This window comes from Pseudomonas sp. Sample_11, from assembly GCF_004307505.1.
Lineage (GTDB): Bacteria > Pseudomonadota > Gammaproteobacteria > Pseudomonadales > Pseudomonadaceae > Aquipseudomonas > Aquipseudomonas atacamensis.
In genome coordinates, this window is record NZ_RCOD01000049.1 from 71,781 (window position 1) to 92,129 (window position 20,349).

17 protein-coding genes are annotated in these 20,349 nt (G+C 60.6%); 9 read left to right on the plus strand and 8 right to left on the minus strand.

Going from position 1 to position 20,349, the window contains the following annotated elements; all coding sequences use genetic code 11:
- Positions 1 to 212 precede the first annotated feature (212 nt).
- Entirely contained in the window at positions 213 to 2,396 is a 2,184-nt protein-coding gene (gene uvrD, locus D8U60_RS13045) for a DNA helicase II (RefSeq protein ID WP_016772450.1), read from the minus strand.
- 256 nt (positions 2,397 to 2,652) lie between these two features.
- Here uvrD and D8U60_RS13050 point away from each other — a divergent pair, with 256 nt between their 5' ends.
- The 3 genes from D8U60_RS13050 (at position 2,653) to D8U60_RS13060 (ending at position 6,899) form a co-directional block, all read left to right on the plus strand.
- Positions 2,653 to 5,526 (plus strand): GGDEF domain-containing phosphodiesterase, encoded by a 2,874-nt coding sequence (locus D8U60_RS13050; protein WP_130900259.1) that lies wholly within the window; start codon positions 2,653 to 2,655, stop codon positions 5,524 to 5,526.
- Between the two features lie 127 nt (positions 5,527 to 5,653).
- Complete coding sequence (gene hexR, locus D8U60_RS13055) at positions 5,654 to 6,520, plus strand: transcriptional regulator HexR (RefSeq protein ID WP_007962240.1); 867 nt, start codon at positions 5,654 to 5,656, stop codon at positions 6,518 to 6,520.
- Between the two features lie 175 nt (positions 6,521 to 6,695).
- Positions 6,696 to 6,899 (plus strand): hypothetical protein, encoded by a 204-nt coding sequence (locus D8U60_RS13060; protein WP_125916905.1) that lies wholly within the window; start codon positions 6,696 to 6,698, stop codon positions 6,897 to 6,899.
- Here D8U60_RS13060 and D8U60_RS13065 read toward each other — a convergent pair.
- A complete protein-coding gene (locus tag D8U60_RS13065) occupies positions 6,841 to 7,803 on the minus strand; it encodes a LysR family transcriptional regulator (protein WP_130900260.1) in 963 nt (320 codons plus the stop codon). The genes D8U60_RS13060 and D8U60_RS13065 overlap by 59 nt on opposite strands.
- 190 nt (positions 7,804 to 7,993) lie before the next feature.
- Between D8U60_RS13065 and D8U60_RS13070 the strand changes: the two genes are divergently transcribed.
- Together D8U60_RS13070 and oadA are read left to right on the plus strand one after the other, a co-directional pair.
- Positions 7,994 to 9,409, plus strand: coding sequence for an acetyl-CoA carboxylase biotin carboxylase subunit (locus D8U60_RS13070; RefSeq protein WP_024014853.1), 1,416 nt, complete (start codon positions 7,994 to 7,996; stop codon positions 9,407 to 9,409).
- Positions 9,410 to 9,510: 101 nt separating this feature from the next.
- Positions 9,511 to 11,319 carry a sodium-extruding oxaloacetate decarboxylase subunit alpha gene (oadA, locus tag D8U60_RS13075; RefSeq protein WP_122506268.1) on the plus strand — a complete coding sequence of 603 codons (1,809 nt, stop codon included), beginning with the start codon at positions 9,511 to 9,513 and terminating at the stop codon, positions 11,317 to 11,319.
- A 210-nt stretch (positions 11,320 to 11,529) separates the two neighbouring features.
- Here oadA and D8U60_RS13080 read toward each other — a convergent pair whose 3' ends face one another.
- Positions 11,530 to 13,749 carry an autotransporter outer membrane beta-barrel domain-containing protein gene (locus D8U60_RS13080; protein ID WP_130900261.1) on the minus strand — a complete coding sequence of 740 codons (2,220 nt, stop codon included), beginning with the start codon at positions 13,747 to 13,749 and terminating at the stop codon, positions 11,530 to 11,532.
- Positions 13,750 to 13,805: 56 nt separating this feature from the next.
- Here D8U60_RS13080 and D8U60_RS13085 point away from each other — a divergent pair, with 56 nt between their 5' ends.
- The 3 genes from D8U60_RS13085 to D8U60_RS13095 are packed head-to-tail and all read left to right on the plus strand — an operon-like array spanning position 13,806 to position 15,743.
- The gene (locus tag D8U60_RS13085) at positions 13,806 to 14,090 is read left to right on the plus strand and encodes a hypothetical protein (RefSeq protein ID WP_130900262.1); all 285 of its coding nucleotides are present in this window, start codon (positions 13,806 to 13,808) and stop codon (positions 14,088 to 14,090) included.
- A 28-nt stretch (positions 14,091 to 14,118) separates the two neighbouring features.
- Positions 14,119 to 15,468: a HipA domain-containing protein gene (locus D8U60_RS13090; protein ID WP_130900263.1), complete on the plus strand. Its 1,350-nt coding sequence runs from the start codon at positions 14,119 to 14,121 to the stop codon at positions 15,466 to 15,468.
- Positions 15,465 to 15,743, plus strand: a complete 279-nt coding sequence (locus D8U60_RS13095) for a helix-turn-helix transcriptional regulator (RefSeq protein ID WP_071171374.1) — start codon at positions 15,465 to 15,467, stop codon at positions 15,741 to 15,743. Before D8U60_RS13090 ends, D8U60_RS13095 begins: the two co-directional genes overlap by 4 nt.
- A 7-nt stretch (positions 15,744 to 15,750) precedes the next feature.
- Here the strand turns inward: D8U60_RS13095 and D8U60_RS13100 are convergent, their stop codons facing one another.
- Together D8U60_RS13100 and D8U60_RS13105 are read right to left on the minus strand one after the other, a co-directional pair.
- Complete coding sequence (locus tag D8U60_RS13100) at positions 15,751 to 16,587, minus strand: amino acid ABC transporter permease (protein WP_130900264.1); 837 nt, start codon at positions 16,585 to 16,587, stop codon at positions 15,751 to 15,753.
- The gene (locus D8U60_RS13105; protein ID WP_016772458.1) at positions 16,584 to 17,402 is read right to left on the minus strand and encodes an ABC transporter substrate-binding protein; all 819 of its coding nucleotides are present in this window, start codon (positions 17,400 to 17,402) and stop codon (positions 16,584 to 16,586) included. The genes D8U60_RS13100 and D8U60_RS13105 overlap by 4 nt, the downstream gene beginning before the upstream one ends.
- Positions 17,403 to 17,515: 113 nt before the next feature.
- Here D8U60_RS13105 and D8U60_RS13110 point away from each other — a divergent pair, with 113 nt between their 5' ends.
- Positions 17,516 to 18,418, plus strand: coding sequence for a homocysteine S-methyltransferase family protein (locus D8U60_RS13110; RefSeq protein ID WP_024014847.1), 903 nt, complete (start codon positions 17,516 to 17,518; stop codon positions 18,416 to 18,418).
- Positions 18,419 to 18,537: 119 nt separating this feature from the next.
- Here D8U60_RS13110 and D8U60_RS13115 read toward each other — a convergent pair whose 3' ends face one another.
- From D8U60_RS13115 to D8U60_RS13125, 3 genes are read right to left on the minus strand one after another with little or no spacing between them, the layout of a single operon-like run.
- Positions 18,538 to 19,209, minus strand: a complete 672-nt coding sequence (locus D8U60_RS13115) for a GNAT family protein (protein WP_071171378.1) — start codon at positions 19,207 to 19,209, stop codon at positions 18,538 to 18,540.
- A gap of 12 nt (positions 19,210 to 19,221) precedes the next feature.
- Positions 19,222 to 19,668 carry a GNAT family N-acetyltransferase gene (locus tag D8U60_RS13120; RefSeq protein WP_130900265.1) on the minus strand — a complete coding sequence of 149 codons (447 nt, stop codon included), beginning with the start codon at positions 19,666 to 19,668 and terminating at the stop codon, positions 19,222 to 19,224.
- Positions 19,669 to 19,678: 10 nt separating this feature from the next.
- Entirely contained in the window at positions 19,679 to 20,302 is a 624-nt protein-coding gene (locus D8U60_RS13125; protein WP_122880335.1) for an FMN-binding negative transcriptional regulator, read from the minus strand.
- Positions 20,303 to 20,349 lie beyond the last annotated feature (47 nt).

The window sequence follows — 20,349 nt, forward strand, 5'->3', positions numbered from 1 at the left end:
CGCGCGCCATGTTGCACAGCTGAAGTGTTACTGGCTAGCGAGAGAGTGTTTCGGGCTTTTGCCTGACAGGTCGCGTTCAGCTTGGCGAGGCAATCAGCCGATGTACTTTTGTCTGTAGGAAAAGGCGATAGGTTCAGAGGGATTGATGTACTTGCGTCGCATAACCTGCGGGAGCGAGCAGGCTCGCTCCCACATGGGTTCAGTGCCGGTGGTTAGATCGCTTCCAGCTTGGCATAGCCGAGCATCAGCCACTTGCTGCCTTCGCTGAAGTTCACCTGCACCCGGGCCTGGGCGCCGGAGCCTTCGAAGTTGAGGATCACGCCCTCGCCGAAGATCGAGTGACGTACGGCCTGACCGAGTACAAAACCGGTTTCCGGAATCTCGCTGCCGCTGAACAGGCTGCTGCCGCTCATCGACTGGTTGCCGCCGAACGGTCGGCTGACGCTATTGGACAGGCGCACTTCCTGAATAAGGCCTTTGGGCACTTCGCGGACGAAACGCGACACCTTGTTATAGGTTTCGCTGCCGTACAGGCGCCGGGTTTCCGCGTAGGTCATGACCAGATTCTGCATCGCCCGGGTGATACCGACGTAAGCCAGACGCCGTTCCTCTTCAAGACGCCCCGGTTCTTCCAGGCTCATTTTGTGCGGGAACAGGCCTTCTTCCATGCCCACGAGGAACACGTAAGGGAATTCCAGGCCTTTGGCGCTGTGCAGGGTCATCAGCTGCACGCTGTCTTCGTGCTCGTCGGCCTGAGTGTCGCCGGCCTCCAGCGAAGCGTGGCCGAGGAACGCCGCCAGTGGCGTCAGTTCTTCGTCTTCTTCGGTGTTCTCGAAGTTGCGCGCGGCGCTGACCAGTTCCTCAAGGTTTTCCACCCGGGCCTGGCCTTTCTCGCCTTTTTCCGCTTCGTGATAAGCGATCAGACCGGACTGCTCGATGACGGTTTGCGTCATCAGGTGCAGCGGCATCTCGGCGCACTTGGCGGCGAGGTTCTCGATCAGCTCGATAAACGCACCGAGCGCACTCGCTGCACGGCCGGTCAGGCCTTTGTTGGCCACCAGTAGGCGCATCGCTTCCCACATCGACACGTCGCTGTGTCGCGCATGCTCGCGAATCGCTTCGACGGTTTTCTCGCCGATGCCCCGCGCCGGTACGTTGATCACTCGCTCCAACGCCGCGTCGTTGCCGCGACCCTCAAGCAAACGCAGGTATGCCATGGCGTTCTTGATTTCCGCGCGTTCGAAGAAGCGCTGACCGCCATAGATGCGGTACGGGATGCGCTCGCGCAGCAGGGCTTCTTCAAGCACCCGCGACTGGGCGTTGGAGCGGTACAGAATGGCGATATCGCTACGGGCCAGACCGGTTTTCAGCGCGCTTTCGATAGTTTCCACCACGTAACGCGCTTCGTCGTGCTCGTTGAACGCGGCGTACAGGTTGATCGCTTCGCCATCGCCACCGTCGGTCCACAGCTCTTTACCGAGACGCCCGGTGTTGTTGGCGATCAGCGCGTTGGCGGCTTTGAGGATGCCGGCAGTGGATCGGTAGTTCTGCTCCAGGCGAATCGTTTCGGAGTCCGGGAAGTCGGAAGAGTACTGATGGATGTTCTCGATCTTCGCCCCGCGCCAGCCGTAAATCGACTGGTCGTCGTCGCCGACCACCATCAGGCTGTCGCCGCCCTTGCCGAGCAGGCGCAACCAGGCGTACTGCACGGCGTTGGTGTCCTGGAACTCGTCGACCAGAATATGCCGGAAGCGCTTTTGGTAGTGCGCCAGCAGGCCGGGGTGATCGCGCCACAGATCGAGCGCGCGCAGCAGCAGTTCGGAGAAATCGATCACGCCAGCCCGCAGGCACGCCGCCTCGTAGGCTTCGTAGATGCCGCGCATGGTGGCCAGGAACAGGTCGCCGCTGGCCTGAATGTGTTGCGGCCGCAGACCTTCGTCTTTCTGGCCGTTGATGAACCACTGCGCCTGACGCGCCGGCCAGCGTTGCTCGTCCAGACCGAGCTCGCGGATCACCCGCTTGACCAGACGCTGCTGGTCATCGCTGTCGAGAATCTGGAAGGTCTGGCTCAGGCCCGCTTCCTGCCAGTGCGCCCGCAGCAAGCGGTGCGCGAGGCCGTGGAAGGTGCCGACCCACATGCCGGCCGGGTTGATGCCCAGCAACTGCTCGATGCGATGGCGCATCTCGGCAGCGGCCTTGTTGGTGAAGGTCACCGACAGGATGGAGTGAGGCGAGGCGTTTTCGACCTGGATCAACCAGGCGATACGGTGCACCAGCACTCGGGTTTTACCGGAACCGGCGCCGGCCAGGACCAACTGACGGCCAACGGGGGCTGCTACGGCCTGGCGTTGGGCATCGTTGAGGGAGTTCAGCAGAAGGGAGAGATCATCGCGCATCGGGGCATTCTAGGGTGCGCCGCAGGCCCGGGCAAACCGTGCGTTGCATTAGCCGATGAAAGTGCTGCCGATGACGACCGGTCGGTCACTGGCTGCAGGCTTCGGCCCGTCTCGCCTGAGGGGTTGCAGCGGTGCGCAAGCGGCGGAAAATTTCCCTGCAATAGTGATCCGTAGCAGTTTGGCATCGGGATCGGCTTGTGTATGCTCCGTGCACGTTTCGGGCGCACGCCCTCCTATAAGAACAAGAACGTTGCCCATGATCCTCAGCGCCGAACTGTCGGGGCCCTCCGTGGACCCCCGGGTGATCCGCAAGCACTATGCCGTCGAAATGGCGGTGGAGCGCACGCGTCTGCTGTATCAGGGCTCGTTGTTGCCCACGCTGTTCATGTTGATCAATGGTCTGGTCTGCGCCGCTTTGCTCTGGAGCCCGCAGCGCTACTTCGTGGTCAGCGTCTGGCTGGTGTGGCTGCTGTCGCTGGTCGCGCTGCGGGTGATTCAGGTAGCCGCGTTCGATTCGGCGATTCCTGATCGTCAGGCCCAGCCGATCTGGTTCCGCATGTTCCTGCTCGGTTCGACCATGACCGGCCTGACGCTGGCCGGAGCCGGCATCGCTCTGGTACCCGCTGACAACTTCATGCAGCAAGCCTGGGTGTTCGGCCTGATCGGCGCGGCAACGCTGTCGGCCAGCGTCGCCTACGCGGTGAGCCTGCCGGCGTTCCTCTCGTTTACCTTGCCGTGCCTGCTGCCAGCGATCGGCTACCTGTTCTGGGGCGGCGACGATCAGGCCCGGGGCTGGGGCTGGCTGGGTCTGATCCTGCTCGGTTCGTTGAGCGTGGTGGCGTGGCAGGTCAATCGGCTGATCGACCGTGGATTGCTTCGGCGTTTCCAGAATCAGCACCTGATCGAGCATTTGCAGCAAGCGCAGACGCGCAGCGAACAACTCAATCAGGAGCTGGGCAAAGAGATCGAACAGCGCCGCTGTGCCGAGGCGCAGTTGCGTGAAGCGCAGGTCGATCTCGAAGATCGCGTGGCCCAGCGCAGCCGCGAACTGGATGCCGCCAATCAGGCCCTGAGCAAAAGCGAAGCGCGCCTGGCGCTGGCACTCAAGGCCAGTGAACTCGGATTGTGGGACTGGAACCTGCAGACCGACGAAGTCCACCACACACAGATTCAGGAACTGTTCGGCCTCGCCCCGGAATACGTCACCGCGCTGCTGCGCGACCTCAAGCCACGACTGCACCCTGAAGATGTGCCGTCACTCAAGTTCGCCCTGGTCGAGCATTTGAAGGGGCGCACCGAGGATTATCAGGTCGAATATCGCCTGCGCCATGGCGACGGCCACTGGGTGTGGATCGAGGACCGTGGCCGCGCCGTAGAGCGCAGCGCCAGCGGCCGGGTGATCCGCATGGTCGGCACTCGCCGCGATATCAGCGCCAGCAAAAGCCTTGAAGAGCAGCAGCGGCTGGCGGCCACGGTGTTCGAAGCGGCCAGCGAAGGCATCGTGATTCTCGACCCGGATTACGCGCTGATCGCGATCAACCAGGCTTTCAGCCGGGTTACCGGTTACGAGATCGACGACATGCTCGGGCGCAACGTCGTCGAGTTGCCCTGCAGCCGCGATGCCCGTCGTCACTATGTGGCGATCCGTCATGCGCTGGAGCAGCACGGCAGTTGGCAGGGCGAGCTCGTGGAAACCCGCAAGAACGGCGAGCTGTATCCGCAGTGGCTGCAACTCAATGCCGTGCGTGATAGCCGTGGCAATGTCAGCCATATCGTCGGCTTCTTCGCCGATCTCTCGGCGCGGCGGGCCTCGGAAGAACGCCTGCGCTATTTGACCCATTACGACGAGCTCACCGGCCTGGCCAACCGTTCACTGTTCCGCGAACGCCTGCACGAAGCCCATCAGCGGGTGCGCCAGGGCGGGCGCCGCAGTCTGGCGTTGCTGCACATCAATCTCGATCGCTTCAAATTGCTCAATGACAGCCTTGGCCATGAAGTCGCCGATCAGCTCCTGCAGAAGATGGCCCGGCGGCTGGTCAATGCCTTGCCGGAAGCCGACACCATTGCGCGCTTGTCCGGTGACGAATTTGCCGTGCTGTTCGATGCCTACGGCAATCTGTCGAGCCTGGCACGGGTAGCGACGCGGTTGTCGGCCAAGCTGCGTTTGCCGCTGAGCGTTGACGGGCATGAACTGGTGGTCAGCGCTTCGATGGGCATCAGCCTGTTGCCGGACAACGCGCGTGAGATCTCGGCGCTGGTCAGCCAGTCGAACATGGCCATGCAGCATGCCAAGCATCTGGGCGGCAACAATTTCCAGTTCTTCACCGACAGTCTGCAAGCCAGCACACTCGAGCGTTTGCAGCTGGAAAACCACTTGCGCAGGGCCATTGAAGAACAGCAACTGACGGTGTTCTACCAACCGAAACTGTGCCTGCAAACCGGCCGCATGAATGCCGCTGAAGCGCTGGTGCGCTGGGATCATCCGAGCATGGGCCAGGTGCCGCCGGCGGATTTCATTGGCCTGGCTGAAGAGACCGGTCTGATCGGGCCGATCGGCGAATTCGTTTTGCGTCAGGCGTGCTGGCAAGCATGCGAATGGCAGCGCCAGGGCCTGGCGCCGATCCGCGTGTCGGTGAACCTGTCGGTGCATCAGCTGCGTCAGGGCAAGCTGGTCAGTCTGGTCCGGCAGGTGCTGGAAGAAACCGGGCTGGCGCCGCATTATCTCGAGCTGGAGCTGACCGAAAGTCATTTGCTCGACAGCGTCGAACACATCATTGCGACGTTCCAGCAACTGCGCGATCTGGGAGTGAAACTGGCGATCGATGATTTCGGTACCGGGTATTCGTCGTTGAGTTACCTCAAGCGCATTCCGGTGGATTACGTGAAAATCGATCAGGCGTTCATTCGCGGCTTGAGCGAGGGCAGTGCGGACGCGGCGATCACTCGCGCGATCATCGCCATGGCCCACGGGCTGGCCCTGAAAGTCGTGGCCGAGGGCGTCGAGCGTGAGGATCAACTGGCATTTCTGCGCGCCGAACACTGCGACGAAGTGCAGGGTTATCTGATCAGCCGGCCGGTAGACGCTGCTTGTCTGGCCGGCCTTTTGCGTGATCAGAAAAACCCGCAGTAAGGGCTACATGCTCCTCAGCGTGCCTGCCGCCGGGACATCGAGTTACGCATTGAGCAGGCAAAATGCCCATTCATGTAGTATAACTACAAGCTTGCTACATCCTTGCCCACAAGAAGAGTCCAGCCCCTTGAATCTGCTGCAACACATCGCCCAGTCACGTCACCTGTTACGCAAGTCGGAGCTCAAGGTCGCCGACCACGTGCTGCTTGACCCTGCGGCAGTGATGCACAGTTCCATGGCCGACCTGGCTCACAGCGTCGGCATCAGCGAGCCGACCATCGTGCGCTTCTGCCGCGCCATCGGTTGTTCCGGCTTTCAGGATCTCAAACTGAAACTGGCGCAAAGCCTGGCCGCCGGCGCCAGCTTCGGCCAGTTCGCGATCCACGAAGATGACTCCGTCGCCGACTACAGCCTGAAGATTTTCGACACCACGCTGCACACCCTGATGGAAGTGCGCGAGAAGCTCGACCCGGTGGAGTTGCAGCGTGCGGTGACGTTGATGTCCCAGGCGCAACGTGTCGAGTTCTACGGCTTCGGTGCCTCGGGCGCGGTGGCGGCGGATGCGCAGCACAAGTTCTTCCGGTTGCTGCTGACCGCGGCGGCGTACTCCGACCCGCACATGCAGGCCATGTCAGCCGTTACCTTGAAACCGACCGATGTGGCGATCTGTATTTCCCAGTCAGGGCGCTCCAAGGATTTGCTGATCACCGCTAACCTCGTTCGCGAGAGCGGGGCATCGCTGATCACCCTGTGCCCGAGCCAGACGCCGTTGGCCGAACTGTCGACCGTCAATCTGGCGATCGATGTGCACGAAGACACCGAAATCTACACGCCGCTGACCTCGCGAATCGCCCACCTGGTGGTGATCGACGTGCTGGCGATGGGCGTGGCCATGGCGCGCGGGCCGAGCCTGGTCAATCACCTCAAGAGCGTGAAGCGCAGTCTGCGCAGTTTGCGTTTGTCGCCCAAGGCCGTGAAAGCTCTGGACGATTAAGATCAAAAGATCGTCCGATCGCGGCCCGAGCCTTCGGCAGCTCCTACATTTGGAATGCGTTCCCGGTAGGAGCTGCCGAAGGCTGCGATCTTTTGCTTTTCGACGGAAACTTTCATCAAACCGTCATCCCCCACGCCTATCGTGAAACTCCCGTACTCGCCCTGGGAGACTCGAAATGGCTCAGCCCTACGAAGAACGCAACAGCGCCGCGAAAACCCGTCGTCAGCAGGAAGACCAGCGCCGCATGGAATTTCGCCGCGCAATCGAAGATCGCTTCGAACTTCGCCAGCTTCAGGCCGAGATCGGCGATTTTCCCGAGATCACGCACTGGCAGGCGACGCCCGCAGCTTCCCGTCGAAACGCTCAACCATCGCAATAATCTGCGCCCGCTCGCTGCGGATAAACGCCAGGAAGGCGTGCGCCACCGGTGACAGCCGCTTGGCTTTGGCCTGCACCAGACACCAGCTGCGCAGCAGCGGCAACTCTTCGACCGGCAGCTCGACCAGGCCGCCGGTCGCCAGCTCCAGGTTCAGGGCGTGGCGCGTCAACAGCGCCAGGCCCAGACCCGCCACCACGCATTCGCGCTGGGCTTCGGCGGACGCTACTTCCTGGGTCTGGGTGAAATGCACGCGCTTTTCCTTGAAGTATTCCTCGCAGGCCAGACGCGTGCCAGAACCCGGCTCGCGGACCAGCAGCGTATACGGCTCCAGATCCTGCAAGCGCAACGGGCCCATGTGCGCCAGCGGATGATCCGGGCGCGCCACGGCGACAATCGGATTGTTGAGAAACGGCAGAAATTCCAGGCCCATGTCCTGCGGCACCATCGACATGATCACCAGATCATCGCGGTTGTCCGAGAGGCGGCGGATGACCTGGCCACGGTTGACCACAGTCAGCTGCAAATTGACTTCCGGATGCTGGCGCTTGAACGCAGCAAACAGATGCGGCACGAAATATTTCGCGCTCGATTCCACTGCCAGTTTCAGCTGACCCTGCAGCGAACCCTGCATGTCCGACAGTTGCATATCGAGGTTTTCCAGTCGTCCGAAAATGTCGCGACTGGCACGTTGGAGCGCTTCCGCCGCCTCGGTCATGTAGAGTTTTTTGCCGACATAGTCGAACAGCGGCTGACCGATCAGCTCTTCAAGCTGACGAATCTGTAGGCTCACGGCCGGTTGTGTGAGGGACATTTCCTCGGCGGCGCGGCTGTAGGAGCGTAAATCACACACCTCATTGAAGATCTGCAACTGACGCAATGTCATACGCATCAATGACTTACGCATTCTATTCAGGCTCTCACGGCACACGGATGTTCCGACTATAAGTGTTTACTTATGCCTGACCCAATTTTTATTCATTTTTGTTAATCCCTCAGCAGCGCTAGTGTGGACCTGCGACTGAATTGAAACATTTGGTCACGCGTCGACCTGGGTCTAGCAGGTCGTGGTGCCACCGGCTCAAGGGAACCTCCAAGTGATAAAAAAGATCCTGATCGCCAACCGTGGTGAGATTGCCGTACGCATCGTACGAGCCTGCGCCGAAATGGGCATTCGCTCGGTTGCGATTTTCTCCGATGCCGATCGCCATGCCTTGCATGTGAAGCGTGCGGACGAGGCCCACAGCGTGGGTGCCGAGCCACTGGCCGGCTACCTGAACCCGCGCAAGCTGGTGAACCTCGCCGTGGAAACCGGCTGCGATGCGCTGCACCCCGGCTACGGTTTCCTGTCGGAAAACGCCGAGCTGGCGGAAATCTGCGCTGAGCGCGGTATCAAATTCATCGGCCCGTCGGCGGAAGTCATCCGGCGCATGGGCGACAAGACCGAAGCGCGGCGCAGCATGATCAAGGCCGGCGTACCGGTGACGCCCGGCACCGAGGGCAACGTCTCCGGCATCGAAGAAGCCTTGGTTGAGGGCGACCGCATCGGTTACCCGGTAATGCTCAAGGCCACCTCCGGTGGTGGCGGTCGCGGTATCCGTCGCTGCAACAGCCGCGAAGAACTCGAACAGAACTTCCCCCGGGTCATCTCCGAAGCCACCAAGGCGTTCGGTTCGGCGGAAGTGTTTCTGGAAAAATGCATCGTCAATCCCAAGCACATCGAAGCGCAGATCCTTGGCGACAGCTTCGGCAACGTCGTGCATCTGTTCGAGCGTGACTGCTCGATCCAGCGCCGCAATCAGAAGCTGATCGAGATCGCGCCGAGTCCGCAACTGACCCCGGAACAGCGCGCCTACATCGGCGACCTGTCGGTTCGTGCGGCCAAGGCAGTGGGTTACGAGAATGCCGGCACCGTGGAGTTTTTGCTCGCCGAGGGCGAGGTGTACTTCATGGAAATGAACACGCGGGTGCAGGTGGAACACACCATCACCGAAGAAATCACCGGCATCGACATCGTCCGCGAACAGATTCGCATCGCTTCCGGCCTGCCACTGTCGGTGAAGCAGGAAGACATTCAGCACCGTGGCTTTGCGTTGCAGTTCCGTATCAACGCCGAAGACCCGAAGAACAACTTCCTGCCGAGCTTCGGCAAGATCACCCGTTACTACGCCCCCGGCGGCCCGGGCGTGCGCACCGACACGGCGATTTACACCGGTTATACCATTCCACCGTTCTACGACTCGATGTGCCTGAAACTGGTGGTCTGGGCGCTGACTTGGGAAGAGGCGATGGACCGTGGTCTGCGGGCGCTGGACGACATGCGTCTGCAGGGCGTGAAGACCACCGCCGCGTACTACCAGGAAATCCTGCGCAACCCGGAATTCCGTAGCGGCCAGTTCAACACCAGCTTCGTTGAAAGCCACCCCGAACTGACCAACTACTCGATCAAGCGCAAACCCGAAGAGCTGGCCCTGGCCATCGCCGCCGCCATTGCCGCCCACGCAGGCCTATGAATGAAGCAGCTGCGAGCTTTCAGCTGCAAGCGGCAAGTAAAAGCAGATTGGCTTTTTCTTGCTGCTCGTAGCTTGAAGCTTGCCGCTATGAGGAGATACCAATGACTAAGAAGATCTTCGTTACCGACACCATCCTGCGCGACGCTCACCAATCGCTGCTCGCCACCCGCATGCGCACCGAAGACATGCTGCCGATCTGCGACAAGCTCGACAAGGTCGGCTACTGGTCGCTGGAATGCTGGGGCGGCGCGACGTTCGACGCCTGTGTGCGCTTTCTCAAGGAAGACCCGTGGGAGCGCCTGCGCCAACTGCGTGCGGCGTTGCCCAACACCCGTCTGCAAATGCTCCTGCGCGGGCAGAATCTGCTCGGCTATCGCCATTACAGCGACGACGTGGTTAAAGCTTTCGTCGCCAAGGCAGCGGTGAACGGCATCGACGTGTTCCGCATTTTCGATGCGATGAACGATGTGCGTAACCTGCGCGTGGCCATCGAAGCGGTGAAGGCTGCCGGCAAACACGCACAGGGCACCATCGCCTATACCACCAGTCCGGTGCACACCATCGAGGCCTTCGTCACCCAGGCCAAGCAAATGGAGTCCATGGGTTGCGACTCGGTGGCGATCAAGGACATGGCCGGTCTGCTGACTCCATACGCCACCGGTGAACTGGTGCGCGCGTTGAAAGCCGAGCAGTCGCTGCCGGTGTTCATCCACTCCCACGACACCGCTGGCCTGGCCGCCATGTGCCAGCTCAAGGCGATCGAAAACGGTGCCGACCACATCGACACCGCGATCTCCAGCTTCGCCTCGGGCACCAGCCACCCGGGCACCGAATCAATGGTCGCCGCGCTCAAGGGCACCGAGTACGACACCGGCCTGAATCTGGAGCTGCTCCAGGAAATCGGCCTGTACTTCTATGCCGTGCGCAAGAAGTACCACCAGTTCGAAAGCGAATTCACCGCCGTCGACACCCGTGTGCAGGTCAACCAGGTGCCGGGCGGGATGATCTCCAACCTCGCCAACCAGTTGAAAGAGCAGGGCGCTCTGAACCGCATGAGCGAAGTGCTCGCAGAAATCCCGCGCGTGCGTGAAGACCTTGGCTTCCCGCCGCTGGTGACTCCAACCTCGCAGATCGTCGGCACCCAGGCATTTTTCAACGTACTGGCCGGCGAGCGCTACAAGACCATCACCAATGAAGTGAAGCTGTATCTGCAGGGCGGCTACGGCAAGGCACCGGGCGTGGTCAATGAAAAACTGCGCCGTCAGGCGATCGGCAGCGAAGACGTCATCGACGTGCGCCCGGCCGATCTGCTCAAGCCGGAAATGACCAAGCTGCGTGCCGATATCGGTGCACTGGCCAAGTCCGAAGAAGACGTACTGACCTTCGCCATGTTCCCGGACATCGGCCGCAAGTTCCTCGAAGAGCGTGCCGCCGGCACCCTCACGCCGGAAGTGCTGTTGCCAATCCCGGAAGCGGGCGCCGTTGCTTCGGCGGGCGGCGAAGGCGTGCCGACCGAGTTCGTCATCGACGTCCACGGCGAAACCTATCGCGTCGACATCACCGGTGTCGGCGTCAAGGCTGAAGGCAAGCGCCACTTCTATCTGTCCATCGACGGCATGCCGGAAGAAGTGGTGTTCGAGCCGCTCAACGAATTCGTTGGCGGCGGCAGCAGCAAACGCAAACAGGCCTCGGCGCCGGGCCACGTGAGCACCACCATGCCCGGCAACATCGTCGATGTGCTGGTCAAGGAGGGCGACACCGTCAAGGCTGGCCAGGCGGTACTGATCACCGAAGCGATGAAGATGGAAACCGAAGTCCAGGCCGCCATTGCCGGCAAGGTCACCGCGATTCATGTGGCCAAGGGCGACCGGGTCAACCCGGGCGAAATCCTCATCGAGATCGAAGGCTGAGATAACAGTCGCGATCCAACGCTTTAAACCTCGGGGGAGCATGTGCTCCCCTTTTTTTTGCCTGTGATTTTCGACCTTGTCAGGTCATTGCCAAGGATCACATGTGGGAGCGAGCCTGCTCGCGAATGCGCCAGGTCAGCCAATAGTATCTTTGCATGATGCACCGCTTTCACGAGCAGGCTCGCTCCCACAGCAGGCGTGCTTGATCCATCAGAACGCCATGCACCATTGACCCGCCACGCCATACGATCGGCTGTCATTACCCAGCTCACCCGTTAAGCCCACGCCCAGTGTGTGCGCCGCCGAAAGACCAAGGTCGAGCCCCGCATCCACCGCGAGGCTGTTCCGATCCAGCGCCGCCCCGGTCACTTCAAAGCGCTTGCCGCCCTTGCGCAGTTGCTGGCGGGTGTCGCTGTCGATCTCGCCGAAGGTATGTTTCCAGCCTGCGCTCAAGCGCGGGGTCAAATGCATGCCGTTATCCAGCGTATTGACCTGCGCAAGCCGCAGGCCAAAGGTGCTGCTGAAGTTGTCGCGGGTCTGGCCGTAGACTTTCAACGCCGCGTCGCCGCCCTTTTCGTTGTAGTTGTCGCGTTGATAGCGCTGGTAGCCGAGGCTGGCGTAGGGCTCGAGTGTGACGCTATCCCGGCCCAGATTGAACCCGACTTCGGCGAATGCCTGTTGAGTATGGGCGTCGTAGTTGCCCTTGAGACGATCGCTGAAACCCTTGAACGCGACCCGCCGTGTGCTGCTGCCGTCATGGCTGGCGTAGGTCGCGCCGAGGCGCAGTGACAGCGGGCCATCCTGACGCATGGCGTAGGCGCCGAGGTGCCAGCTGTCGAGGTCGCCGTCGTACTGGCGGGCATCGAATTTCGTCTGCGATTTGCCGCCAATCAGGCCGACATGCCAGTGCTCGTCGAGTCGCCAGTCAGCGCCCACGACCAGCCCTTGCGTGGCATGTTGGAGGATACCGTCAGCGTCGCGATCAACCTTGCCGCCGAGGCCCAACGCCTGAATCCACACCCGCCCGGAGTCTTCGTTGCCTGCGGCCTGACGCGGTGAACTGCGCGAGCCGTCAGTAGCGCCGGAACGGTTGTCCAGTTGGCGCATCGCCGAGAGCATGCTCGTACTGACCGGCGTGATACTGCTCAGCGTGGCTTTGGCGAGGTTGGCATTGCTGCCTGCGGCAAGTTGATCGAGGGCGATGGGCGCGGTGGTTTTATCGCTGGTCAGCAGTGCGGCTACTGCCGCGTTAGCAGGTTTTGTAAGTTGAGGCACGGGCTGGGCGGCGGCTTCGCTGGTTTGCGCAGTCAAGATTTCGTTTGGTATCGATGAGGTCGCTGGCGCGGAGTCTTCAATCAGGGCTGCAACCGAGGTCAGGACTGGCACTGGCACTGGCACTGGCACTGCGATGACCGCTGCCGTAGGAGTTGAAGCGGGCATTGGCGAAGTGGGTGTTGAGGTCAGTGCAGTAGTAGCAATTAATGCTTCCTGCCCGGTAATACTGCCTGCAAGTGCAGCTGCGTTTTCCGTAGGTGCGAGGCTTTCAAGTGCTACATCATTGCGAGCGTAAGTCAGCCCAACCGATTTCTTGTTGTATTGAGCCGTGGCCGTCATATACGCCAGATCGTTCTCGATCCTGCCAAACTCGCCTTTCACCTCACGGGCTTCGATGATTTTGTATTGGCTGCTCTGCGGATATTCACCCGCCGCGACGACTTTCAGGGTGGCGCCGTCAAGCTGAGCTGTGCCATCGACCTTGATCGTCTGACCACCAGCGGGAGTGACCTCGTAAGCCAATTCGGCACCAGGCGCCAAGTGCAAATTACCTTTCACTCGCGGTGCGCCAAGCGCTGCATTGACGGTGAGCAGCCCACCCACCTCAAGATTTCCCACCGTGCCTTTACCGGCGAAACTGCCGCCATTCTGGACATACACATTACCCTTGATGCTGCCAAGGTTGGTCAGTGCCCCACCGCTGTTGACCAGAACGCCTTCATGAAAATCACCCTTTGAGCTCAGCGTCCAGTTGCCTTGGGCGACGAATAACCCATTGAAGTTGCGCGTGTCGTTCAACGCGCCGCCATCCGCAGCATTCAGAAACAACACGTTATCGCCCTTGCCGCCATCCAGCCGGCCAGTGAAGCTTGCGCCGTCTGTGAGGGTAATCAAGTCGTTGACGTCAGTCCCTTTGAACACGGTTTCCGGTGTCGTGAAGGTGATCGGTACCGTGCTCGCGTCAGTGAGAAAACCCTGGAGCCGTTCCATCGCCTGTTGCTTGGGGTTGGCTTCGGGCTGCTCCGTCGTTTCCATGCTTGGGGGCTGCTCAATTGCTTCAGTGGACTGCTCGGCGTTAGCCAGCGCTGCGCCACCCAGCGCCAGTGAAATAGCCAGAGCCAGGTGTTTTGGTGCGAATAGGTGTTGAGTGGGCATCAGGTTCGATTTCCGTATCGAGAAAATCCAACTCTATTGCTACCCGAAAAAAACCGATGTCGGCCGCTTCCCGCATCCACGCAGGCGACATCGGATCGTTCTGTGGAAAATCCTCACTGGATTTCGCAAACAATTCTTTTGCGCGGCGCCGCTTGTTCTTTTTCCTACAGCTTTCGCTTGAAGACGGCATTTTTATCAGCGTGAAGTTAAATGCTTATCTGCATTATTTTGCAGCTGGTAAGTTAGTGGCGAGGGCTGATGTGCATTTTGTTGCAGATTTGGGGCGTCTTCGGCTGCCAGAATGCACTATATTGCAATTATCGAAAATTTCTCTTTCTTGAAACGCATTAAAATGCGCACGGAATCAACATGTACAACCTGACAATCCAGATCTTCACCGCCGGGCAATGGCACGACGCGATGATTCTTGACTTCGATGATCCGGAAAAAGGCTTCGAAAGCCGCTGCAGTTTTGGCTATGAAGCGGACTATCTGGTGGAAAACATCGAGTTGATCGGGTCGCCTTTTTCCCAAGCCGTGAGTGCCCTGTATCCGCTGGATTGGGAAGGTCGGCGCGCGAAGACACCAGCCTTTGTCCACGACATCGCACCGGCAGGCGCAGCGAGGCGGTTTCTGCTCGCCCGCCTGGGTCAGGAAAGACCCGCCGAGATCAGCGCCGATCTGTTTCTGCTGGGTCGCAGTACACCGGCTCCCATTGGCAACATGCGAATAAAGGAATCGGCGGAAGCAGTCGATGAGAGGAAGCCGATCGGATTCATGCGCGAGGAGGTCATTGGCCGCGACAACCGCTTTCTTGAATATGCCTACGAGCTGGGCGCGGCCATCGGTGGCGCGACGGGGGCAGGTGGGGAAGCTCCGAAGCTGTTACTGGCAGAGAACAGCGCCGGGCTTCTGTATCCCGATGCGGTATTGGACGATGAAGAAGTGCGACAGCACTGGTTCGTGAAATTCGCCAGAAACAGGGGCGGGCAGACCGACCAGGACATCCTGCGCAGCGAATTCCATTACTACAAAGCGCTGCAGACATTGGGCATCGAAACGGTCGCGGCAGAAGGCCTGGCCTTGGAAGAGGCGAACAAACCGAGTTTGTGGATGCGGCGTTTTGATCGACAAGTGAAAGATGGGGCGGTGTCGCGTTTTGCCGTCGAATCGATTTATTCGCTGGCTGAAGTGACGACGCCTGGCAGCGCCATGAATCATCTGGACGTGATCCGCATGCTCGCCGGGCTCTGGCGCAAAGCGGGTCAGGCCAGCCAGATTGCCGGCCTCGTCGCCGATTATCTGCGTCGCGACCTGATCAATAAAATCCTCGGAAACTCAGATAACCATGGTCGTAACACGGCGATCATCCGGCAAGAGAACGCTTTCCAGCTCGCGCCGATTTATGACCTCGCCCCGATGGTCATGGATGACGAAGGCGTGACTCGTACGACCAAATGGCCAAGAGAATTGGAGCGGGCGGGCGATGTCGATTGGCGAGGTGTCTGCCGCGTATTGGCCGATAGCGCAGATCCGCACGATTCGTTGGCGGGGCTGGATGCCTCGGCGCTGTTCGAAGGCCTGCGCGCGGATGCCCGCCGTCTGGCCGCACTGCCGGATATTCTTGCGGCCAGCGGTTTGCCCGCCAGAACCATGAATCACCCGAGCGTTCATCTGAAAAACCTCGAGCAACGTTTGAAAGAGTGGGACCTGCAATGAGTCTGACCGTCCTCGAGCGCACGGCGCTCATCGAAAGCATTCAGCAATCACTGGCCGAAGGCACTCTGGAAATCGGTGACGCCGTGCGCCGTTTACGGGTCGAAGTCACCGGTCTGCATCAGTCCCAGTTCGCGAAGATGTGCAAGATTTCAGTGCGCACGCTGGTGCATATCGAACATGGCGAAGGCAATCAGACCCTGAAGTCGCTGAACGCGGTGTTCCGCCCCTTCGGCATGAAAATGGGCGTAGTGCGGATTCGCCGGGACACCATTTGAATGCACCTCAACTACGGCGTACATACGCCTTGCCGTAATGCCGCTCCATGCGTGCCTGAATCAGCTCCAGCCCGATCGACAGCAGCCAGTAGATGATCGCCGCCGTGGTGAGCATTTCGATGTAGCGATAGCTTGAGCGCCCGTAGGACTGGGCGAGAAACATCACTTCCCAGACGCCCATTACCGAGATCAGCGACGAGTCCTTGAGCATCGAGATGAACTGGTTGGTAGTCGGCGGGATAATCGTGCGCATGGCCTGGGGCAGGGTGATGCGCCAGAAGATCACGCTTTCGCGCAGGCCCAGTGCCAGGGATGCTTCGCGTTGGCCGTGATCGACGCCGAGGATGCCGGCGCGGAAGATTTCGCTCAGGTAGGCGCCATAGTTCAGCGACAGGGCAATGATGCCGGCGACGATGGCGCCGGGGACGATGCCCAGTTGCGGCAAGCCGAGGTAGATCAGCAGGATCTGGATCAGCAGTGGCGTGCCACGAAAGAACGAGGTGTAGAAACTGGCGATGCCAAATGCGACGGCGCTGTTCGACAGGCGCGCCAGCGCGGTGATGAAACCGAGCAGCGACGAGGCGATGATCGAGCAGGCGCAGAGAAACAGCGTCAGCGCTGCGCCTTGCAGGAAGCCGTTCGGCGCCAGCTTCAGGCCAACGAGGTTGGGCAGCTTGTCGAGGATGATCGCGAACTTCAGGTCGAAGCTGAGGAAGAATCCGGCAAACAGGCAGAACAGCGCCGCCCACGTCAGGTACAGGCGCGTACGGAAACCAAAGAGCTTTTGCAGGCGGGTTTCAGCCACCGGTTGCGGTGGCTGTGGCGGGATCGGAAAAGAAGTCATTGGCTGATATCGGCGCCGATCCATTTCTGCGACAGCTTGCTCAGGGTGCCGTCCTGTTTCAGTTGCGCGAACACCTCGCGTACCTTGGCGTCCCACTGCGGGTCACCCTTTTCGATGGCCACGGAGTTGGGTTCCGAGTACAGCGGTTCGCCGGCCAGTTTGAAACGCTGGTCCTGGTTCAGGCGCGGCTGCGCGGTGACCAGATTGGTGAGGATCGCATCCAGGCGCACGCCGGCGCCCAGGCCCAGATCCTGGAAGGCGACGTTGTCGGTGTCGTACGGAGCGATCTGCACATCCTCGAACGGATACTGCAACTGCGTATCCTCGGCGCCTTCGATGACCAGGTTCTTGTTCAGATAACTTTCGTAGCTGGAGGCGCTGGTGAGGCCAACCTTTTTGCCGCTCAGGTCCTTGGCGCTGTGAATGCGATCGTCCTTGGCGTTGACCACGATCACCGCTGGCGAAGCGTAATACTCGACCGGGAAGTCGAACACTTCGGCGCGGGCCTTGCTCGGGGTCATCGAGCAGATGCAGATGTCGTAGCGCCCGCTCCAGCGGCCGGCGGCGATCACGTCCCAGGACGGCGTTTCGAGACGCAGTTTTACGCCAAGCTTGTCCGCCACCGCTTTGGCAACGTCGACATCGAAACCGTCGAGTTGATTCTGCTCATTGAGAAACGAGAAGGGCGGATAGCTTTCCATGAGCACGCCGACCAGCTCTTTTTTCTGCTCGACGCGGTCCAGCGTCGCGCCGCCGAAGGCTTGGGTGGAGGCCAGAATGGTCAGGCCCAGGGCCAATAGCGGTTGGAGTTTCACAGTCGCTTCCTGTTGAAAAAAGAGGTTGTTATTAACTGAGTGGTGCGTATTAAATAGTTATAAGAACGACTCTGATAGTGAGTTATTTTCATAAGCATATGAGTGAAAAGCATATGGGCGCAGCGAACAGGGTCATTCTCGATGGCGGCATGGGCCGCGAGTTGCAACGCGCCGGCGCACCGTTTCGCCAACCGGAGTGGTCGGCACTGGCGCTGAGTGAAGCGCCGCAGGCGGTCGAGGCGGTGCATGCCGCGTACATCAACAGCGGCGCCGACGTGATCACCAGCAACAGTTACGCGGTGGTGCCGTTTCACATTGGCGAGGCGCGCTTTGCGGCTGAGGGCCAGGCGCTCGCGGCACTGGCGGGGGAGTTGGCGCGGCGGGCGGTGCAGGCATCCGGCAAGCCAGTGCGTGTTGCCGGGTCGTTGCCGCCGCTGTTTGGTTCGTATCGTCCGGATCTGTTCGAAGCGGATCGCGTGACCGAGCTGCTGACGCCGCTGGTCAATGGGTTGGCCCCGCATGTTGATCTGTGGCTGGCGGAAACCCAGAGTTCGATTATCGAGGCGCGGGCCATTCACGCCGGGTTGCCGAAGGACGGTAAACCGTTCTGGCTGTCGTTCACCCTCAAGGATGAAGACACCGATGAAGTGCCACGCCTGCGCTCCGGTGAGCCGGTAGCCGAAGCGGCTGCGGTGGCGGCTGAACTCGGCGTCGAAACCCTGCTGTTCAATTGCAGTCAGCCTGAAGTGATTGGCGCGGCTATCGATGCGGCGCGCGCAACCTTTGAGCGTCTCGGCGTCACGATCAACATCGGCGCGTATGCCAACGCGTTTCCTCCGCAACCGAAAGAAGCCACGGCCAACGACGGGCTCGACCCGTTGCGTGACGATCTCGATCCGCCGGGGTATCTGCACTGGGCGCTGGACTGGCAACAGCGCGGCGCCAGTCATCTGGGGGGTTGCTGCGGGATCGGCCCGGAGCACATTGCGGTGCTGGCGCAAGAACTGCGTCGTTAAGAAAGAACCGCCAATTGTGGGAGCGAGCCTGCTCGCGAAAGCGGTCAGTCAGTCAATATTTCAGTGACTGACACAGCGCCTTCGCGAGCAGGCTCGCTCCCACAGGGGCTTTGTGACGATCAGCTACGGCACTCGGCCAAGCCTTTCACCTGGCCATCAGGCGTCTGGTTTTCATCGCTCAGCCAGCGCTCGAATCCCGCACCGATCGCCGGCCATTCCGCATCCAGAATCGAATACCACGCGGTGTCGCGGTTCTGCCCCTTGACCACCATGTGCTGGCGGAACACCCCTTCGAAACTGAAGCCCAGACGCTCGGCTGCGTATTTGGAGCGGGCGTTGCCGTTGTTGCACTTCCATTCCAGGCGCCGGTAACCCAGCTCGAACGAATACTTGGCCAGCAGGTACACCGCCTCGGTGCTTTTCGGCGAGCGCTGCATTGGCGCACCGAAAGTGACGTGGCCGATTTCGATGCGGCCCTGCGCCGGGACGATCGACATCAGGCTGAGGATGCCTTGCACCTGACCAGTCGCGCGGTCGATGACGCTGAAGAAATACGGGTCGCTGTTGGCCGCATGATTGTTCAGCCAGTCGTTGAACGCACTGCGCTCGGGAAACGGACCGTAAGGCAAGTAATCCCAGAGCTTCGGATCGGCACCGGGCCCTTCGAGGGCGGCGTACAGTTGCTCGGCATGCCGCGCCGGGTCGAGTTTTTCCAGACGAATGAAACGGCCCTCGAGCAGGGTGGCGGAGGGGGCGGGGACGCCTTTCCAGTCAGCGAGTGAAGCGGTCATGTGCGCGTCTCCTTACAGTGCCTTGCGAAATTGGATGAAGCCCGGGCGTTCAGCGATGCGCTCGTAGAGCTGGATCGCGGTGGCGTTGGTTTCATGGGTCAGCCAGTGGACTTTGCAGCAACCATCAGCCTTGGCGGTAGCGTAGACATGCTCGATCAACAGCCGACCGACACCGGTGCCACGGGCTTCCGGCACCACCAGCAGATCCTGCAGATAGCAGGAATTTTCGATGCTCCAGTTCGAGCGATGATAGATGTAATGCACCATGCCCAGCGCTTTGCCTTCAGCCCAGGCGAGGGCGGCGTGGATCGGTTCGTTCGGGTCGAGAAAACGCTGCCAGGTGCTTTGGGTGACAGCGTCCGGCAGTTCCGTGTTGTAGAAGCGCAGGTACGCCTGCCACAGCGGCAGCCAAGCGGCGTGGTCATTGGCGCTGACCGGGCGAATGTCGATCTGGGTCATGGGTAGATCCTTAGCGCATCAGGCTGGCAAGGGTTTGGTCGTTGGCGTCGGGGCTTGCGGCGAGGCCTTCGCGCACCCCGGCAATATCTTCGGCGCTGCGGTTCTGGCTGAGCTTGCGTTTGCCTTCGAGGCGGTCGATGGGAATGGCAAAACCGACGATGGCTTTGAGCATGGTGTCGATGTAATCGGCTGGCGCATCGTCCACCGACCACGGCTGGGCACGGCCTGCCTCGTGACGGTCGGTGAGGGTGCTGACAATGTCGAGCAAGCGGCCGCCATCACTGAAGGTCTCAGCCTGGCCGTAGGCGTGCACGGCGATGTAGTTCCAGGTCGGCACGACCTTGCCGTGCTCGGCCTTGCTCGGATAGAAGCCCGGGCTGACGTAGGCGTCTGGTCCGGCGAAGATCAGCATCGCCTCGGCGCCGTCACGCAGGTCTTTCCATTGCGGATTGGCCTTGGCCAGATGGCCGTAGAGCGTGCCGTATTCGCCCTGTTCGCGATGCAGCAGCACCGGCACGTGGCTGGCTTGCAATCCGCTGTCACCGTGGCTGACCAGAATGGCCAGGCGCGTGGCGAGGATCAGTTCGTGCAGTTGGGACAAGTCTTCGATGGCAAAGGCGCGTGGCGTGTACATGGACAGATTTTCCTTGGCGAATGCCTGCATCCTAGGCAGGCTATTGG

Coding starts and splice junctions, on each gene's coding strand:
- D8U60_RS13065 (WP_130900260.1), bottom strand. CDS start 7,803: ATGCGTAAGTCATTGATGCGTATGACATTGCGTCAGTTGCAGATCTTC.
- D8U60_RS13080 (WP_130900261.1), bottom strand. CDS start 13,749: ATGCCCACTCAACACCTATTCGCACCAAAACACCTGGCTCTGGCTATT.
- D8U60_RS13100 (WP_130900264.1), bottom strand. CDS start 16,587: ATGACTTCTTTTCCGATCCCGCCACAGCCACCGCAACCGGTGGCTGAA.
- oadA (WP_122506268.1), top strand. CDS start 9,511: ATGACTAAGAAGATCTTCGTTACCGACACCATCCTGCGCGACGCTCAC.
- D8U60_RS13120 (WP_130900265.1), bottom strand. CDS start 19,668: ATGACCCAGATCGACATTCGCCCGGTCAGCGCCAATGACCACGCCGCT.
- D8U60_RS13060 (WP_125916905.1), top strand. CDS start 6,696: ATGGCTCAGCCCTACGAAGAACGCAACAGCGCCGCGAAAACCCGTCGT.
- D8U60_RS13110 (WP_024014847.1), top strand. CDS start 17,516: ATGGGCGCAGCGAACAGGGTCATTCTCGATGGCGGCATGGGCCGCGAG.
- D8U60_RS13090 (WP_130900263.1), top strand. CDS start 14,119: ATGTACAACCTGACAATCCAGATCTTCACCGCCGGGCAATGGCACGAC.
- D8U60_RS13050 (WP_130900259.1), top strand. CDS start 2,653: ATGATCCTCAGCGCCGAACTGTCGGGGCCCTCCGTGGACCCCCGGGTG.
- D8U60_RS13085 (WP_130900262.1), top strand. CDS start 13,806: ATGTCGGCCGCTTCCCGCATCCACGCAGGCGACATCGGATCGTTCTGT.
- uvrD (WP_016772450.1), bottom strand. CDS start 2,396: ATGCGCGATGATCTCTCCCTTCTGCTGAACTCCCTCAACGATGCCCAA.
- D8U60_RS13115 (WP_071171378.1), bottom strand. CDS start 19,209: ATGACCGCTTCACTCGCTGACTGGAAAGGCGTCCCCGCCCCCTCCGCC.
- D8U60_RS13125 (WP_122880335.1), bottom strand. CDS start 20,302: ATGTACACGCCACGCGCCTTTGCCATCGAAGACTTGTCCCAACTGCAC.
- D8U60_RS13095 (WP_071171374.1), top strand. CDS start 15,465: ATGAGTCTGACCGTCCTCGAGCGCACGGCGCTCATCGAAAGCATTCAG.